This is a genomic window from Actinomadura litoris, from assembly GCF_009733595.1.
Taxonomy (GTDB): Bacteria; Actinomycetota; Actinomycetes; order Streptosporangiales; family Streptosporangiaceae; genus Spirillospora; species Spirillospora litoris.
Genome location: NZ_WOFH01000005.1, coordinates 281,025 through 296,603 on the forward strand (window position 1 = coordinate 281,025; position 15,579 = coordinate 296,603).

Below are 15,579 nucleotides of genomic sequence, written 5' to 3' on the forward strand. Positions count from 1 at the left end.
GTAGGTTTCTCCTGGGCGGCACCTTCTGAACGGGAGAGGGCTGTGCGGGATTTCCGGGTCAAGTCGGGGGAGATCGAGCTGGCGGTGCGGGAACGCGGGGAGGGGAACCGTCCGACGGTGGTCCTCGTCCACGGGTATCCCGATACGGGCGCGGTGTGGGACGAGGTCGCGGACCGGCTCGCGCCCCGGTTCCGCGTGGTCACCTACGACGTGCGCGGCGCGGGCGCCTCGTCCGCGCCCCGGGACCCGCTCGACTACGGGCTGGACGCGCTCGTCGGCGACCTCGGCGCCGTCCTGGACGGGGTCGGCGCGGACGAGCCCGTCCACCTGGTCGGCCACGACTGGGGCTCGGTCCTCGGCTGGGAGGCCGTGATCGGCGACCGGCTGCGCGGCCGCATCGCGTCCTACACCTCGATCTCGGGCCCCGACCGGCGGCACATGGCCCGGTGGGTGCACCGGTCGCTGCGGTCGGGGCCGCGCGGTGTCGCGGAGGTCGCCGGGCAGGCGCGGCGCAGCGTCTACATGCCGGTCCTGCGGGCGCCGCGCGTCGGCGAGTTGATGGCGCGCGGCCTCGCGGCGGCGTTCGCGCGCGGGATGCGGGCGCGCGAGGGCGCCGAGCCGCGCCCCGGCCACCCCGCCGACACGCTGCCGCGGGACGCCGTGAACGGCCTCGGCCTGTACCGCGTGAACCTGGGCCGCGGCTCCAAGGCGGGCGCGGACGGCGACGGGAGTACGGACGTCCCCGTCCAGCTGATCGTCCCGATCAAGGACCGGTACGGCTCGCCGTCGCTCCTGCTGTCGGCGCGCGGCCCGGTCGCCCGCCTCTACGTGCGGCGCGCCCCCGCCGGGCACTGGGTGGCGCGCAGCCATCCCGACCTGGTCGCCCGCTGGGTCGCCGAGTTCGCCGACCACATCGGCGGCGGCCCGGAGACGCCCGCGCTCGCCGCCGCCCGCGCCGCCGGGGAGCCCGATCTGGACTTCGGCGGCGACCTCGTCGTCGTGACCGGCGCGGGCCACGGCATCGGCCGCGCGACCGCCCGCGCGTTCGCCGCCGAGGGCGCCCGCGTCGTCGTCGCCGACATCGACGAGGTCGCCGCGCGGCGCACGGCGGACGAGATCGGCGACCGGGCCCACCCGTACGGGGTGGACGTGGCCGACGCCTCCGCCATGGAGGACTTCGCCGCGCACGTCCGCGACGCCCACGGCGTGCCCGACGTGGTCGTGAACAACGCGGGCATCGCGATGGCGGGCTCGCTGCTGGAGACGTCCGAGGACGACTGGGCCCGCGTCCGCTCCGTCAACCTGGACGGCGTCTACCGGGGCTGCCGCCTGTTCGGACGGCAGATGGTCGAGCGCGGCGAGGGCGGCCACCTGGTCAACGTCGCGTCCATGTCGGCGTTCGGCCCGAGCGCGGACACCCCCGCCTACAGCGCCACGAAGGCCGCCGTCCTGCACCTCGGCGGGTGCCTGCGCTCCGACCTGGAGCGGCACGGCATCGGCGTGTCCACGGTCTGCCCCGGCGTGATCGACACCGGCCTGATCAGCCGGACCGACTTCGTCGGCCTCGCGCCCGGCGCCGCCGCCGCGGTCCGCGAGCGCATGGCCGGGGCGTTCGAGCGCCGGGGCCACCCGCCGGAGAAGGTCGCGGCCGCGATCCTGCGCGCCGTCCGGCGGGACGCGCCGGTCGTGCCCGTCGGCGTCGAGGCGCACGCGGCCGGTGTCCTCGCCCGCGTGTCCCCGTCGGCGACGCGCGCCCTGGCCCGCGCGGGCCGCCGCGCCGGCGACCGCCTCCGCGCCGAACTCCAGCCCCGCTAGCGCACATCACGGGCACGAGGGCCGGGTGCGAGGGCCGGGCGCGAGGGGTGCGCCTGGCCTTCGTGCACGTGGCGGGACGGGTCCCGGGCCGTCCATGTGAGGCTGCTCCCATCCGACGCCGGGCACCGGCAGGAAGGGACCCAGATGGACACCTGCCCGCGCTGCCGGTCGGCCGACCCCGTCGAGCGGGCCCACGCGATCGTGGGACGCGGGACGCGGCCGCTCTCCGGCCTCCTGTGCCTGCCCGCCCCTCCGCCCATGCCGGGCCGGATCAAGGCGTACCGGGCCTGCATCACCGTCGGGCTCCTCCTGTTCCTCGCGGGGCTCGGCTCCACGTCCGACTCCGAGAACCAGCGGGACGCGGTGGCGGTCCAGGTCGGGGCGGCGATGTCGACGATCGGGCTGCTCGTGCTCATTGTCGGGCTGATCCTGCTGGCGTCCTCGGGAGAGGTGCGCAGGCAGTGGCGGACGGCCGGATGGGTGTACCAGACCGTCCGGCGGTTATGGCCGCTGCTCGACTACTGCCATTACTGCAACCTCGTCTTCATGGCGGGCGGGACGTTCGGCGTCGATCCCGTCCATACGGTCCGCTTTCTGTGGGATGCCGCCGACCACACGCTCAAGGTCGGGGCCCCGAGACCTCCGGGGATGTGACCCGGCCATCAGGTGTCGGGGAAACGGCGCTTTTTCGCGGAGTCGATCCACCACAGCAGCAGAAATCCGACGACGATGACGGACGACGACACCAGCCACCACGCGGGGCTCGGCAGGCGCGTCGGAAGCGACAGCGTCGGCTTGCCGTCCCACAGTTTCGCGACGAACGGCATCACGCCCTCGTGGAGCCCGACGATGAAGACCACCGCCGACAACCCGTCATAGGACTTCGGACTGTTCATACCCGCCAACGTAGGGACGCCGTCCGGCCCCCGATAGCGACCAAGGTCGATGCGCGGCGTCCAGTGGTTCACACGTCGAGGGCGCCGAGCCCGTCCTCCACGGCCTGGTCGAGTTCGACGCGCAGCTCGGTGCAGTCGCGCACCGGGTCTGCCCTGGGGCAGGTCAGCATGTGCTCCAGGAGGTGCTGGGCGGCCCGCAGGTCCTCGATCCTGCCCTTGATCGTCTCGATCGAGGCGCCCAGCACGTCGCGTCCCGTCGGCCGGTCGTCCGCCGGAGCCTCGCAGATCAGCGCGGCGGTGTCGGCCAGGCTGACCAGCCCGCGGTGGTGCAGCCGCTGGATGAGCGCGAGCCGCCGCAGTTCGGCGGGGCCGTACAGGCGCACGTTCCCCTTGCGCCCGGCGGACGGGAGCAGGCCCAACTCGTCGTAGTACCGCAGCGTCGAGATCGGCACGCCGAAGCAGCGCGAGACCTGGCTGATCGAGTAGCGCTCGTCCGTCATGGCCCCATCTTGCACTCAAGTGGACTTGAGCGTGCAGGGTGGACGCCGATCGCGAAGGAGCAGGCGGATGCGTATTGACGATGTACCGGTGCTGGTGGTGGGCGGCGGACCGGTCGGCTTGTCGACGGGACTGTTCCTCGCGCACTGGGGGATCCGGCCGCTGGTCATCGAGAAGCGGGACGGGATATCGACGGTGCCTCGGGCGAGCACCTCCCTCCGCACGCTGGAGGTGTTCCGCTCCATCGGCCTCGGCCCGGCGCTGGACGAACTCGGTTTCGAAGGCGGCCCCCCGATGCGGACGGTCTTCAAGACGAGCGGTCTCGGCGCCACCCTCCAGCGGTCGGGCCCGCCGGCGCGCTACGCCGCGATGCTGGAGAGTTGCAGCCCGGTGAACTCCCGGCTGATCCTGACGCACGACCAGATCCAAGGTCTGGCCCTGCGGGAACTGCGCCGCCGTGACGTGCGATTCGGCGTCCGCCTGACCGGCCTCGTCCCCGATACCGACCACGTGCGCGCCCAGGTCGTCGACGTCGCCACGGGCGAGGAATGGCAGATCAGGGCCGAGTACGTGGTCGGCGCGGACGGGGCGAGCAGCGACGTCCGCGAGTACCTCGGCATCACCGTCCCCGACCGGGAGGTCATCGCCCGTCTCGACACCGCGTTCTTCCGCGCCGACCTCGGGCCCGTCCTGACCGAATGGGGCACGCACATGTGCTTCGTGCGCAACGACGCCGTCTACGCGACGCTGATGTCGAAGAACGGCCGCGACCAGTGGTCGTCCCACATCATGGACCACCCCGGCAAGGACCGGGCGTCGCGCCTGTCGGAGCCCGAGACGCTCGCTCTGCTCCGGGCCGCGATCGGCGACGACACGGTCCCGATCGAGTTGCACACCGTCAACGCCTGGGAGGCGGCCATCGGAACGGCGTCGTCCTTCCGGAACGGCCGGGTCTTCCTCGCGGGCGACGCCGCGCACGTCCAGAGCTCGGCGGGCGGTCTCGGCATGAACACCGGGATCCAGGACGGCCACAACCTCGCCTGGAAGATCGCCGCCGTTCTGAACGGGCAGGCCGCGCCCGGCCTCCTGGACGGCTACGAGCCGGAACGCCGGGCCGCCGCCAAGGCGTCCCTCGCCCTCTCGCGCACACTCCACCAGGGCTACCAGTCACTGGAAGGCGACCCGGACGTCCTGTACGAGAAGATCGCCATCGCCTACCTGCGCGGCATGATGTGCTACGCCTACCCTCCGCACGACACGGAATCAGATGTCCTGGACGACGCCATCCGCCCAGGCCGCCGATTCCCGCACCGCTGGGTCGGGTCCGACTCCACCCTCGACCTGATCGGCTCCCGCTGGACCCTGTTCGCCGCGCGGGACCTGGACCGCTGGCGGACGGCGGCCGCCCGCCTCGACCCCCAGGTCCACGCCCTCGACATCGACGGCGCCGTACTCGTGCGGCCCGACGGCTTCGTGGCCTGGCAGGGCACCACGGAGGACTCCCTCCGGGCTCACTGGGGCTGATTGGGCGCGGGCGGCAGGACCGGCGGCGTGGCGGCCACCTGCGCCCGCCGCGCCGACCACCGCTGCCCCTCGCCCTCGGCGATCTCCAGCACCGTCGCGCACAGCAGCCCGCGCGAATCCCCGGCTTCCCCGTAGGGGCCGTGCTTCATTCCGTAGAGCGCGATCTCCTTCTCGATCTGGTGCCGCGCCTGCGCGAAACTCATCCAGTTCTCATGCCACCCGACGACCTGACGGATTCCGGTGACCAGAACCAGTACCGCGCCGAGGATCGCCGCGGCCGTCGCGCTCTTCCACACGACGGCCGACACGGGAATCGCCGCCGCGACCAGGAGGCTGGACAGTTCGAGCCCGTAATAGCTGAACCGCGCCCGCGTGGCAGAGCGCGCGTACCAGCGCCACGTCTGCGACACCACCTCGGGGAACTCCTGGTCGGCCTCGACGATCCGCTCGACCCAATGCCCGTCCGTCCCGGCCACAGACACGTCCCTTCCGTCGTCGAGCACGCACGGCCGCCACACGCTGCGGCACACGGTGCCCCCGCCCTGCGGGGACTCTATCCGTCCCGACCACGGCCCCCCACCGACGAGCCGCAGCCAACTCATGCACCCCTCCTCTCCGCAGAAGAACCTCCGCTTGTCGAACCCGGCCCATAAACCCACGGTCTCCCTTTCTATGAACAGCAGTGATCACGGCCCCGAAGGGCTGACCTTCTGCCTCTAGAACGTGTAACGCGCCCAGACCCATTTGCCGGACGGAGGCGTCCTGCGCACCCCGCACTCCGACGACAGCGCGACCACGATCGGCAGGCCCCACCCGCCGTCGCGCCCCCGCTCCAGCGCCCGCGCGTCCGGGACGATGTCGTCCAGGCCCAGTTCCTTGACGGGCCGGGCAATGGGCATGCACTCGGAGGAGTCCCACACCCGCAGCACGACCGAGTGCGGCTCCCGGCTGACCCACACCCGGATCTCCTTGGACGGCGCGGCCGCCACGGCATTCGCGACCAGTTCGCCCGCGATCAGAACCACATCGCCGGCGATTCCGCTCAGGCCCCACTCGTCGAGCCTGAACCCGATCAACGTCCGCACCAGCCCGGGGCCGGTAGGCGCCGCCAGGCAGGTCATGTCCAATTCATCCGAGCTAATGGCATTAATCCCCACCTGGCGGCCCCTTTCTTTTGCCGTTCCCAAGACAAGGGTGACCGCCCCGGATTAATTTGTCGTGTGTCGAATAAAGACCCGACACAGCGGAGGTAGATCCGGTGGCTCCGATCGACTACCTGAACCCCGACGCGTCCTTCAAGCACTGGATCGCCTCTGACCTGCGCTTCTTCCGCGAGCGAGAGGAGTTGTCGCTCTCCCAGATGGGCCTGGTCATGAAGTGCAGCAGGCACACTGTGTCGAACATCGAGCACGCCCGCGACGGCTGGAACATGAACGAGGAGCAGGCCGCCCGCCTCGACGTCCACCTACGACTCAACGGCCATTTCGCACGCCTCGTCCGCTACGCCCGCACCGCCCACGACCCGGACTGGTTCGCCGAATACGCCAAGTACGAGGCAAAGGCCCTGGTCGCGCGCACCTACCGGCTCTCACTGATGCCCGGCCTGCTCCAGACCCCGGAGTACGCCCGCGCTCTGCTCACCTCGGCTCGCCTGGTGGATGATGTCGAGGCGGCGGTTGAGGCCCGGATGAAGCGGCAGGAGATCCTCGACAGGCCCAGGCCGCCGCTCGTCTGGGTTCTGATGGACGAGAACGTCCTGTATCGCCCCGTAGGCGGAGCCGAGGTCATGTATGCGCAGCTCGCACGTCTGCGGGAAGCCTGCGAACTGCCCCACGTGACGATTCGAGTCCTTCTGCAGTCCGCGGGATTTCACCTCGGCCTGGACGGCTCATTCAACAGCCTGAGCATGGAGGACAGCGAGCTTGCGTTCGTTGAGGCACCTGGGGGCGGAAGGCTGATACAAGGCAGTTCTGAGGTTCGCGAGTTTGGGGTACGTTGGGATCGAATTGGAGCATGTGCCCTGCCTTGGCAATCCTCACAAGTCCTCATCGAGCAAGCGATGGAGCGGTTTGCATGATCACTTGGCGTAAGTCCAGCTACAGCGGTGGTGGCGGCTCGGGTGGCCAGGAGTGCGTGGAGGTCGCCGAGGTTCGCAGCGGCATCGGCCTGCGGGATAGCAAGGCGCCCGAGGCAGGCCACCTGTCCATCAACCGCGAGACGTTCGCCGTCCTTGTGGCCCGCTTGAAGCAGGACGAGCCGGACCGCTGATCCTCGGCGTTCCGGCTAGGTGCGTGGGGCGTACATGATGACGAGGACGCCGACCAGGCAGACGGCGGCGCCGATGAGGTCCCAGCGGTCGGGGCGGAAGCCGTCCATCACCATGCCCCAGGCCAGTGAACCGGCGACGAAGACGCCGCCGTAGGCGGCCAGGATCCGGCCGAAGTCGGCGTCGGGCTGCAACGTGGCCGCGAACCCGTACAGGCCCAGCGCGATGACCCCGGCGCCGATCCACCAGACGCCCCGGTGCTCGCGCACCCCCTGCCAGACCAGCCAGGCCCCGCCGATCTCCGCGACCGCCGCCAGCGCGAACAGGACCAGGGATCGGACGACCGTCATGATCAGAACCGTACCCGCCGCTGGTCAGGCGCACGTCCAGCACTGGCGCGGCCCCCGCGTCGCCTTGGAGGAGACCCCCGAGCCTTGTTTCCTACAGGTCAGCGGTGGCGTGGTCGGTGCCCCAGTTCCAGAGGGTTTGGAGGACGGGGCCCAGGCGGTGGCCGCTCGGGGTCAGGCGGTAGCGGGTTCGGGACGGCCAGGCGGGTTCGCGGTGGCGGGTGACCACGCCGGTCTCGGCGAGGTGGGACAGACGGTCGGAGAGCACCTTGTCGGAGAGCGCGGGCAGGGCGTCGCGGAGTTCGGTGAAGGTGTGCTCGCCGCGCAGGAGTTCGCGGATCACCAGCGTCGTCCAGCGGCCTTTAAGGGCGGCGAGGGCGATCTCCACCGGGCAGGACGGGGACGGTTCGGTGGTGTGCCCGTGCGGGTCGTCGGGCAGGCCCGGACGGGGGCGGCCAACCGTTTGGTGAGTCACGAGAGGGGCTCCTAGCGTTTGCCGTGTCCCTATGATTTCTACCTGGTGAGAGGGCGTGTGCGCTGATGGCACGGAGTCTTGCGGTTCGGCCCGAGGATGTGCCCGCGGTGTTCGCCGAGCGGTTCAACAGCGGTGACACCGACGCGGTGGCGGAGGTCTACGAGGAAGGGGCGGTGTTCGTCCCCGGGCCGGGGGCGCCGGTGACCGGGCAGCTGGCACACGACGCCAATGCCCAGTTCGTCAAGATGGGAGTGCCGATCAAGGTGCGGCCCCGGCACGTCTACACGGCGGGCGATGTCGCGTTGCTGATCGTGGACTGGGTCATCGAGGGCACCGCGACGGACGGGAGTCCCGTGAACATCGAGGGGACCGCGACCGATGTCGCCCGGCGCGGGGCCGATGGGTACTGGCGGTACGTCGTCGACAACCCGTTCGGTGTCGCCGGCTGAGTCTCAGGTGGGCCAGGCCGCCAGGGCGAACTCGGCGGTCTGGGCCAGTTCGGCGGCGTCTGCCCCGTCGCGGGCGCGTTGGGAGATGCCGAGGATGACGGTCGCGTAGAAGCGGGCCAGGGCGCGGGGGTCGGCGTCCTGGGGGATCTCGCCGTCCTCCTGGGCCGCGCGGAAGCGGTTCTCGAACCGCTGGAGCTGGAGGGCGCGGAGACCCTGGAGGAACGTGGCGACCTCCGCGTCCTGGGGGCTGATGTTGGTGGCCGCGCTGATCGTCAGGCAGCCCGCCGGGTGGGACGGGTCGGTGTACAGCTCGGCGGCCTCGCGCAGGATGCGCTCGAACGCCTTGTAGGCGGTGGGCTCCTCGGCGAGCGCGGTCCTCATGAACGCTCCGCTGGGGCAGTCGCCGTAGGCGAGGACGACCTCCTTGAACAGCGACTTCTTGTCGCCGAACGCCGCGTAGAGGCTGCCCGGCCTGATCCCCATCGCCGCGGTGAGCTCGCCCACGGACGTGGCCTCGTAGCCGCGCTCCCAGAACAGCCGGGTGGCCTGGGCGAGCGCGGCGTCGCGGTCGAAGCCGCGGGGGCGGCCCCGGGCGGTGCCTGTTCTGCTCATGACCTCATTGTAGAGCGTTCACTCAAAAAAGTGTGCTACGGTCTTTCTTGAGTGATTGTTCAAGAAACAGGGAGGCCCGTGATGGGAGCACTGGACGGCAAGGTCGCGCTGGTCACCGGGGGTAGCCGGGGCATCGGCCGGGGCATCGCCGAGCGGCTCGGACGCGACGGCGCGCTGGTCGCGCTCACCTACGCCCAGGCGAGCAAGGAGGCCGACGAGGTCGTCGAGCGGATCCGCGCGAACGGCGGCGAGGCGTTCGCGATCCAGGCCGAGTTCGGGCAGCGCGGCGACGCGGCCCGGCTCTGGGAGGCGTTCGACGCGCGGACGCCGCGGCCGGGTGTGGACATCGTCGTCAACAACGCGGCCAGGGGAAGCAACCAGGACCTCGCCTCGGTCACCGAGGAGGAGTTCGACAAGGTCTTCGCGGTGAACGTCCGGACGCCGTTCTTCATCATCCAGGAGGCGGTCGAGCGGATGCGGGACGGCGGCCGCATCATCAACATCTCCAGCGGGGCGACCCGGCTCGCGATGCCGAACATCATCGCCTACGCGCCCACCAAGAGCGCGGTGGACAACCTCACGCTCCACCTGGCCAAACTGCTCGGCCCGCGCGGGATCACCGCGAACTCGGTGGCCCCCGGCTTCGTCGACACCGACATGAACGCGGACTGGCTGCGCAACGACGAGGAGGCCTGGGCGCGGTCCGCCGCGATCTCGGCGCTCGGACGCGTCGGGGAGCCGCGCGACATCGCCGACATCGTCGCCTTCCTCGCCTCCGACGACGCGCGCTGGATCACCGGTCAGGTGATCGACGCGACCGGCGGTTCGCTGATCTGACCGGCGGCCGGTCGCGGTCTCGGGTCCTCGCTCGGGGGCGAGGGCCCGAGCGGACGCGGCGGACGTTGATGCTCAACGGCCCGGTGTGATGCCCGGATCTTGAGGTGACGCCGTTCTGCGCGGGGGAGCCGAGTGCCGTCGGCGGATTCGCCTACCAGGCGGCGAGGCCCGCGCGATCGGCCTTTATGATCAGAGCGAATGGCGCGTACCCAACCCTCGAAATTATTCGGAGGGTTGAGTTGAAAACTGACGATTGACAGTGATTGGCGCGAAAGTTACCCTTCGTGAAATTTCTGGATCGGAGGGAACGCGTGCATAAGGGAATGCTCGTTCTCGGCGCGGTCGTCGCGGGGCTGACCGCGGCCGCGACCCCGGCCGGCGCCGGTTCGCGCCCCGCTCATGGCCCGGTCGGCGTCACCATCGTCATCGCGGCCGCCAACGGCTCCGGGTGCCCGCCCGGCACCGTCCGGACTCAGCTCGACCCCGACAGGGACGGCTTCAAGGTCGTCTATTCCCAACACAGGGCCCAGGTCGGAGGCTCGTCGAGCCCCGCGGATTCGCGTAAGAACTGTCAAATTCTTCTGAAGGTACGTGTACCTGACGGTTACAGCTACGCGATCTCGCAGGTGCGGAGCCACGGCTACGCCCAATTGCAGGATGGCGCGAACGCTCTGCACAAGGGTGCCTTCTACTTCCAGGGCGTCCTTGACGGAACGAGGATCACGCATGAGTTGAAGGGTGCCTTCAGGGGCAATTGGCGGTTCACTGACACCCTGCCCGTCCTCGACTGGACGCGATGCGGGGAAGAGCCCGATCTGATCCTGTATACGGAGTTGCGGGTCGACAAGGGGACATCGGATCCGGCGAAGGTCAGTTTCATCAGCATGGATTCCACGGATCAAGACGCTGGAACCACCTACCGGCTTGCCTGGAGGACATGTCCCTAGCCTGCGAACCGCCGTCCCGCGGCCCGAGGGCGGCGCGCTCACAGGACCGCGCCGAGGGCCTTCACCTTCTCCTGGGCCGCCGCCAGGGAATCGGCCGTCATCTGCTTGAAGCGGGCCAGGTGCGGGACGAGGCCGGTCAGTGTCATCTCCGCGTTGGCGAAGTGCACGTCGTCCTCGCTGAGCCCGAGCCTTCCGAAATAGGCCCGCAGGTAGGGCTCCTGGAAGTCGAGGGCCTCATTGGGCGTGCCGGGGCCGTAGGCTCCGCCGCGCGCGGTGACGACGACGGCGCGGGTCCCGCGCAGCACGTCCTCCATGTAGGCGCCCGGGAAGGTGATCCGGTCGATCCACGCCTTCAGGGACGCGGGCACCGAGTAGTTGTACATCGGGACGCCCAGCAGAATGGTGTCGGCGGCGTGCACCTCCTCTATCAGCGGCAGGGTCAGTGCCCACTCGCGCTCCTCGGCCGGGTCCTCGACCAGCGCGGCGACCTTCTCCGGCGGGACGAGCCCGTGGCTTTCCACGCGCCGTCCGAGCGCGCAGTAGGCGGCGGTCAGTGGCGGCGCCGGGTCGGTGGCGAGGTTCCGGTAGCGGTATCCGGCGCGGCCGTTCGCCGCCGTCCAGGTGTCGGCGAAGAGCCCGGTCAGCCTCCGGGTGATCGAGTCGCCGGAATGGCTTGAATCAAGGTGCAGCAGGGTCATCTCGTCCTCGCGCAATGGTGCCCGGCCGACCCGCGTGCCCGGCGGGCGCCGCTAGCATGGGCGGGTCGGCTTCCTCGTCCGTTCGTCGTTCTCCTCACTGATATGACGGCGGGTGGCGAGGGAAGGTGACCGATGGACGAGCGAGCCGAACTGGCCGAGCAGTTCGACCGTGCGCGAGGGCATCTGCGGGCGGTGGCGTTCCGCATGCTCGGTTCGGCGGACGAGGCCGACGACGCGCTCCAGGAGGCGTGGCTGCGCGCCGACCGGGCCGGGGCCGACGGCGTCGCGAACCTCACCGGCTGGCTGACCACGATCGTCGGCCGGGTCTGCCTCGACGTGCTGCGCGCGCGCAAGCGCCGTCCCGAAGACCCCTCCGACCTGGCCGAACTCGTCACGGTCCCGGACGCGGCCGACCCGGAGGGCGAGGCGGTGCTGGCCGACTCGGTCGGGCTGGCGCTGCTGGTCGTCCTGGACAGGCTCGGGCCCGCCGAGCGCGTCGCGTTCGTCCTGCACGACCTGTTCGCCGTGCCGTTCGCGGAGATCGGCGAGATCGTCGGGCGGTCACCGGCCGCCGCGAAGAAGCTGGCGAGCCGGGCCCGCGCCCGTGTCCAGGGCGCCGCGGCGGTCCCGGTCGACGATCTCGGCCGGCAGCGGGAGGTCGTGGAGGCGTTCCTCGCCGCGTCGCGCGCCGGTGACCTCGACGGCCTCCTCGCGGTGCTGGCACCCGACGTGGTCAGGCGCGACGGCGCGACCGTGATGCGCGGCGCCGGACGCGTCGCGCGCGAGACGCTCACCAACGGCGGGCTGGCGCGGGTGGCTTGTCCGGCGCTCGTGGACGGGGCGGTCGGGCTCGTCGTCGCGCCGCGCGGGCGGCTGCTGCTCGTCCTGCGCGTCGAGGTCAGGGACGGACGGGTCGCCGCGTTCACCGCGGTCAAGGACCCGGACGCGCTCAGCCGCGTCGACCTGGCCGTCCTCGATGCCTGAGGGCGCGGACCTTTAGCGCTCGGTCCGCGCCGCGTGCTCGCCCAGTTCGAGCTCGATGAAGGCGCCGATCATCGCCCGCCACACCGCCTCGGCGACGTCCGGCGCCAGCCCGCCCGCCTCGGCGCGCTCGCGTGCCAGCGCGACGACGGCCTCCACCCGGCCGGGTGCGCGCACGGCCTGCTCGTCCCGCTTGAACGCGGCGGCCGCGCGCACCAGTTCCTGCCGCTCGGCGAGCAGCCGCACCAGCTCGCCGTCGAGCGCGTCGATCCGCGCGCGGACCTCGTCCAATGTCTCCATGCCGCCATCCTCGCACCGCCACGCCCTCGCCCGACGCCCGCATCCCCCGTCTCAGGGGTATCCGCAATCCCCACTAAATACGAATATCGTTCGGATCTTTGGGCTTGTGGTGTTCTGAGCGGAAGAGTCCGGTGTCCGCGAGGAGGGGATCGTGGTCCGTGGCCTGCCGCGGCGTGTCCGGCTCGGGTGACAATGGTCCGGTGACCGAGATCCGGACCCCGCTCCGCCGCCTCCCCGCCCAGCGCCGCAGTGCCGAACGCGTCCAACGGATGCTCGACGCGTGCGCGGACATCCTCGACGAGGACGGCTACGACGGCCTCACCACCACGCGCATCGCGCAGCGCGCCGAGGTCGCGATCGGCTCGGTCTACCAGTTCTTCCCCGACAAGCGCGCGGTCGCCCAGGCGCTCGCGCTGCGCAACCTGGAGGTCTTCGGCGACCGGATCTCCCGGACGCTCACCGAGGGCGCCTTCGCGGACTGGTCCGACACGGTCGGCGCGATCATCGACATCTTCGTGGAGATGCACCGGACCGTTCCCGGCTTCCGCGTCCTGCGGTTCGGCGACGTCGCCGACGTCAACCTGCTCGACTCCGACGCCGACAACAACGCCGTCGTCGCCGGGCGGCTCCGCACGATGATCGTGGAGACGTTCGGCGTCAAGGACACCCCGGGCCTCGCGACCGCGCTCGCGATCGCGGTGGAGGCCGGCGACGCCGTCCTGAAGATGGCCTTCCGCCGCGACCCGGACGGCGATCCGGAGATCGTCGCCGAGGCCGAGCGGCTGATCCACGGGTACCTGGCCTCCCACATCCGCGAGTCCTGACCCCGCGCCGCGTTGGCGGCGCGGCGGAGCACCCCTGTCCTGCGTGGGCCGAATTGTCACCTTAAACGGATGATTTGTGGCAGACTCCGCCTTTGATTCGTCAAAATCACGATCAGGATGGGTGAGTTCGCTGGACGACGAGCGGCTCCAGACGCAGCACCGGCTGCTCGTGCGGCAGCGGCTGCGGTTCATGGTGAACCAGTACGAGGTGCACGCCGAGAACCCGGACGGGTCGGAGGGCGAACTGCTCGCGTTCGCGCAGCAGAAGCGGATGGCGTTCAAGGAGCAGGTCACCCTGTACGCCGACGACAGCAAGACGCGCCCGCTCCTCGGGTTCAAGGCGCGCAAGCGCATCGACCTCGCCTCCGCCTACGACGTCACCGACGCCGCCGGGCAGCCGATCGGCGTCTTCCGCAAGGACTTCAAGAAGTCGCTGCTCGCCTCCACCTGGCACCTGGAGCAGCCCGGCCTCGGCGTGACGACCGGCAGCGAGCGCAACAAGTTCGTCGCGGTCCTGCGGCGGGTCTGGGACCTGATCCCGTACGTGGACGTGCTGCCGTTCGCCTGGCCGTACCACTTCGACTTCTACGCGGGCGACCAGGCCGTGTTCTCGGTGGAGAAGAAGTTCGGGTTCCGCGACCGCTACCTCGTCGAGATCCGGGACCCGCGCCTCGACCGGCGCCTGGTGATCGCCCAGGCCATCGCGCTGGACGCCCTCCAGTCGCGCTGAGCGGGCGGGCCGCCCCGGTGGAGCGGGGACGGCGCGGGAGGCGAAACGGCCGCGCGCGGGTATGGCCTCACCCGGCTTTACATGTTACGAAAGCATGTAAAGCATCTAGGGTGGAACACAGCCCGCAACCCCGCGTCCCCCGGCGTCGCGACCGAGCGGCGTCACGCCCGGAGGAGGCTTCCCCCGTGAGTTCCCATGACCTGTACACCACGCCGGTGCCGACCGACACGTGGAACGTCCAGATGGCGGGCCAGGCCCGCTTCTCCTGGGAGTACGACGACGGCCGCGATCGGCTGCTCGGCCTGTACCAGAAGGGCAAGGACAAGCAGTGGGACGCGCAGAAGCGCATCGACTGGGACATCGAGGTCGACCCGCTGAACGTCGCCGGGCTCCCCGACGAGTTCAACCCGCTGCTCGGCTCCGACATCTGGGACAAGATGTCGCAGAAGGAACGTGACGAGTTCGGCCGCCACCAGGGCTCGTGGCTGTTCAGCCAGTTCCTGCACGGCGAGCAGGGCGCGCTGAACGTGTCGGCGCGCATCGTCCAGTCCGTCCCCGACCTCGACTCCAAGTTCTACGCCGCCACCCAGGTCATGGACGAGGCGCGGCACGTGGAGCTGTACGGGCGGTTCGTCCAGGAGAAGATCGGGATGTACTACCCGATCAACCAGGATCTCGCGAAGCTGCTCGCGGAGTCGCTGGAGGACAGCCGCTGGGACCTGCCCTACCTCGGCATGCAGGTCCTGATCGAGGGCCTCGCGCTCGCCGCGTTCGGCGTCTACCGCGACCTGTCGACGAACCCGCTGGTCAAGCAGCTTCTCGCGTACGTCATGCAGGACGAGGCGCGGCATGTCGCGTTCGGCCGGCTCGCGCTCAAGGACTACTACGCCGAGCTGACCGAGAAGGAGCGCGCGGAACGCGAGGAGTTCGTCGTCGAGGGCTGCTACCTGATGCGCGACCGGTTCCAGGGCCGCGAGATCTTCGAGCAGCTCGACATGCCGGTCGACCGGTGCCTGGAATATGTGGACAACGCGCCGATGTACCAGCTCTACCAGTCGTTGCTGTTCACCCGGATCGTGCCCTGCGTCCGCGATATCGGGCTGTGGGGCGACAAGGTGCAGGCGGCCTACACCGACATGGGCGTGCTCGACCACGCCAAGGCGAGCCTGGACGAGTTGATGCACCAGGACGAGGAGATCGCCGACAAGATCGACGAGGAGCGTTACGCGGCCGAGGTGGCCGCCCGCAAGGACGAGATCGACGAGGCCATCGCGGTCGGCGGCGCGAGCTAGCGCGCCGCGCGGGCCCGAGCGGGGCGTCCCCGGAGCGTGCTCCGGAGGCGCCCCGACGCATGTCCGGCGCCGTCCGCTTTTCCTCCGG

21 protein-coding genes are annotated in these 15,579 nt (G+C 70.5%); 12 read left to right on the forward strand and 9 right to left on the reverse strand.

Annotated features, from left to right (window positions below; genetic code table 11):
* Window positions 1-42: 42 nt before the first annotated feature.
* Window positions 43-1,815 (forward strand): SDR family oxidoreductase, encoded by a 1,773-nt coding sequence (locus GNZ18_RS16050; RefSeq protein WP_312874554.1) that lies wholly within the window; start codon window positions 43-45, stop codon window positions 1,813-1,815.
* A gap of 144 nt (window positions 1,816-1,959) precedes the next feature.
* Entirely contained in the window at window positions 1,960-2,469 is a 510-nt protein-coding gene (locus GNZ18_RS16055; RefSeq protein WP_156217267.1) for a hypothetical protein, read from the forward strand.
* Between the two features lie 8 nt (window positions 2,470-2,477).
* On the opposite strand, the gene GNZ18_RS16060 is transcribed toward GNZ18_RS16055, so the two are convergent.
* Both GNZ18_RS16060 and GNZ18_RS16065 read right to left on the reverse strand, forming a co-directional pair.
* Window positions 2,478-2,711, reverse strand: coding sequence for a hypothetical protein (locus GNZ18_RS16060; protein ID WP_156217268.1), 234 nt, complete (start codon window positions 2,709-2,711; stop codon window positions 2,478-2,480).
* A gap of 68 nt (window positions 2,712-2,779) precedes the next feature.
* Window positions 2,780-3,211 carry a MerR family transcriptional regulator gene (locus GNZ18_RS16065; protein WP_156217269.1) on the reverse strand — a complete coding sequence of 144 codons (432 nt, stop codon included), beginning with the start codon at window positions 3,209-3,211 and terminating at the stop codon, window positions 2,780-2,782.
* Window positions 3,212-3,278: 67 nt separating this feature from the next.
* Here GNZ18_RS16065 and GNZ18_RS16070 point away from each other — a divergent pair, with 67 nt between their 5' ends.
* The gene (locus tag GNZ18_RS16070; RefSeq protein WP_156217270.1) at window positions 3,279-4,733 is read left to right on the forward strand and encodes an FAD-dependent monooxygenase; all 1,455 of its coding nucleotides are present in this window, start codon (window positions 3,279-3,281) and stop codon (window positions 4,731-4,733) included.
* Here GNZ18_RS16070 and GNZ18_RS16075 read toward each other — a convergent pair.
* Window positions 4,721-5,335, reverse strand: coding sequence for a DUF4231 domain-containing protein (locus tag GNZ18_RS16075; RefSeq protein ID WP_156217271.1), 615 nt, complete (start codon window positions 5,333-5,335; stop codon window positions 4,721-4,723). The two genes, GNZ18_RS16070 and GNZ18_RS16075, sit on opposite strands and share 13 nt — an antisense overlap.
* Window positions 5,336-5,449: 114 nt before the next feature.
* On the reverse strand, window positions 5,450-5,854 hold the full coding sequence (locus GNZ18_RS16080; RefSeq protein WP_156217272.1) for an ATP-binding protein: 405 nt from the start codon (window positions 5,852-5,854) through the stop codon (window positions 5,450-5,452).
* A 137-nt stretch (window positions 5,855-5,991) separates the two neighbouring features.
* Here GNZ18_RS16080 and GNZ18_RS16085 point away from each other — a divergent pair, with 137 nt between their 5' ends.
* A complete protein-coding gene (locus GNZ18_RS16085; protein WP_156217273.1) occupies window positions 5,992-6,810 on the forward strand; it encodes a DUF5753 domain-containing protein in 819 nt (272 codons plus the stop codon).
* Complete coding sequence (locus GNZ18_RS16090) at window positions 6,807-7,001, forward strand: DUF397 domain-containing protein (RefSeq protein ID WP_156217274.1); 195 nt, start codon at window positions 6,807-6,809, stop codon at window positions 6,999-7,001. Before GNZ18_RS16085 ends, GNZ18_RS16090 begins: the two co-directional genes overlap by 4 nt.
* A gap of 15 nt (window positions 7,002-7,016) precedes the next feature.
* Here the strand turns inward: GNZ18_RS16090 and GNZ18_RS16095 are convergent, their stop codons facing one another.
* Together GNZ18_RS16095 and GNZ18_RS16100 are read right to left on the reverse strand one after the other, a co-directional pair.
* Complete coding sequence (locus GNZ18_RS16095) at window positions 7,017-7,349, reverse strand: YnfA family protein (RefSeq protein WP_156217275.1); 333 nt, start codon at window positions 7,347-7,349, stop codon at window positions 7,017-7,019.
* A gap of 91 nt (window positions 7,350-7,440) precedes the next feature.
* Window positions 7,441-7,821: a winged helix-turn-helix transcriptional regulator gene (locus tag GNZ18_RS16100; protein WP_312874555.1), complete on the reverse strand. Its 381-nt coding sequence runs from the start codon at window positions 7,819-7,821 to the stop codon at window positions 7,441-7,443.
* Window positions 7,822-7,919: 98 nt separating this feature from the next.
* On the opposite strand from GNZ18_RS16100, the gene GNZ18_RS16105 reads away from it, so the two are divergent.
* Window positions 7,920-8,270: a YybH family protein gene (locus GNZ18_RS16105; RefSeq protein WP_312874556.1), complete on the forward strand. Its 351-nt coding sequence runs from the start codon at window positions 7,920-7,922 to the stop codon at window positions 8,268-8,270.
* Window positions 8,271-8,273: 3 nt separating this feature from the next.
* Here GNZ18_RS16105 and GNZ18_RS16110 read toward each other — a convergent pair whose 3' ends face one another.
* Window positions 8,274-8,882 (reverse strand): TetR/AcrR family transcriptional regulator, encoded by a 609-nt coding sequence (locus tag GNZ18_RS16110; RefSeq protein ID WP_156217277.1) that lies wholly within the window; start codon window positions 8,880-8,882, stop codon window positions 8,274-8,276.
* Window positions 8,883-8,963: 81 nt separating this feature from the next.
* On the opposite strand from GNZ18_RS16110, the gene GNZ18_RS16115 reads away from it, so the two are divergent.
* Both GNZ18_RS16115 and GNZ18_RS16120 read left to right on the forward strand, forming a co-directional pair.
* Window positions 8,964-9,719, forward strand: a complete 756-nt coding sequence (locus tag GNZ18_RS16115) for an SDR family oxidoreductase (RefSeq protein ID WP_156217278.1) — start codon at window positions 8,964-8,966, stop codon at window positions 9,717-9,719.
* Between the two features lie 284 nt (window positions 9,720-10,003).
* Window positions 10,004-10,666 carry a DUF4360 domain-containing protein gene (locus GNZ18_RS16120; RefSeq protein ID WP_156217279.1) on the forward strand — a complete coding sequence of 221 codons (663 nt, stop codon included), beginning with the start codon at window positions 10,004-10,006 and terminating at the stop codon, window positions 10,664-10,666.
* A gap of 38 nt (window positions 10,667-10,704) precedes the next feature.
* On the opposite strand, the gene GNZ18_RS16125 is transcribed toward GNZ18_RS16120, so the two are convergent.
* Window positions 10,705-11,364 (reverse strand): FMN-dependent NADH-azoreductase, encoded by a 660-nt coding sequence (locus tag GNZ18_RS16125; protein ID WP_156217280.1) that lies wholly within the window; start codon window positions 11,362-11,364, stop codon window positions 10,705-10,707.
* 132 nt (window positions 11,365-11,496) lie between these two features.
* On the opposite strand from GNZ18_RS16125, the gene GNZ18_RS16130 reads away from it, so the two are divergent.
* Window positions 11,497-12,348 carry a sigma-70 family RNA polymerase sigma factor gene (locus GNZ18_RS16130; RefSeq protein ID WP_156217281.1) on the forward strand — a complete coding sequence of 284 codons (852 nt, stop codon included), beginning with the start codon at window positions 11,497-11,499 and terminating at the stop codon, window positions 12,346-12,348.
* A gap of 12 nt (window positions 12,349-12,360) precedes the next feature.
* On the opposite strand, the gene GNZ18_RS16135 is transcribed toward GNZ18_RS16130, so the two are convergent.
* Window positions 12,361-12,645, reverse strand: coding sequence for a chorismate mutase (locus GNZ18_RS16135; protein WP_156217282.1), 285 nt, complete (start codon window positions 12,643-12,645; stop codon window positions 12,361-12,363).
* Between the two features lie 200 nt (window positions 12,646-12,845).
* Between GNZ18_RS16135 and GNZ18_RS16140 the strand changes: the two genes are divergently transcribed.
* The 3 genes from GNZ18_RS16140 (at window position 12,846) to GNZ18_RS16150 (ending at window position 15,491) form a co-directional block, all read left to right on the forward strand.
* The gene (locus tag GNZ18_RS16140) at window positions 12,846-13,469 is read left to right on the forward strand and encodes a TetR/AcrR family transcriptional regulator (RefSeq protein ID WP_214615532.1); all 624 of its coding nucleotides are present in this window, start codon (window positions 12,846-12,848) and stop codon (window positions 13,467-13,469) included.
* Window positions 13,470-13,590: 121 nt separating this feature from the next.
* Window positions 13,591-14,199, forward strand: coding sequence for an LURP-one-related family protein (locus tag GNZ18_RS16145; protein WP_308165807.1), 609 nt, complete (start codon window positions 13,591-13,593; stop codon window positions 14,197-14,199).
* A gap of 185 nt (window positions 14,200-14,384) precedes the next feature.
* Complete coding sequence (locus tag GNZ18_RS16150; RefSeq protein ID WP_312874557.1) at window positions 14,385-15,491, forward strand: ferritin-like domain-containing protein; 1,107 nt, start codon at window positions 14,385-14,387, stop codon at window positions 15,489-15,491.
* Window positions 15,492-15,579: the final 88 nt, after the last annotated feature.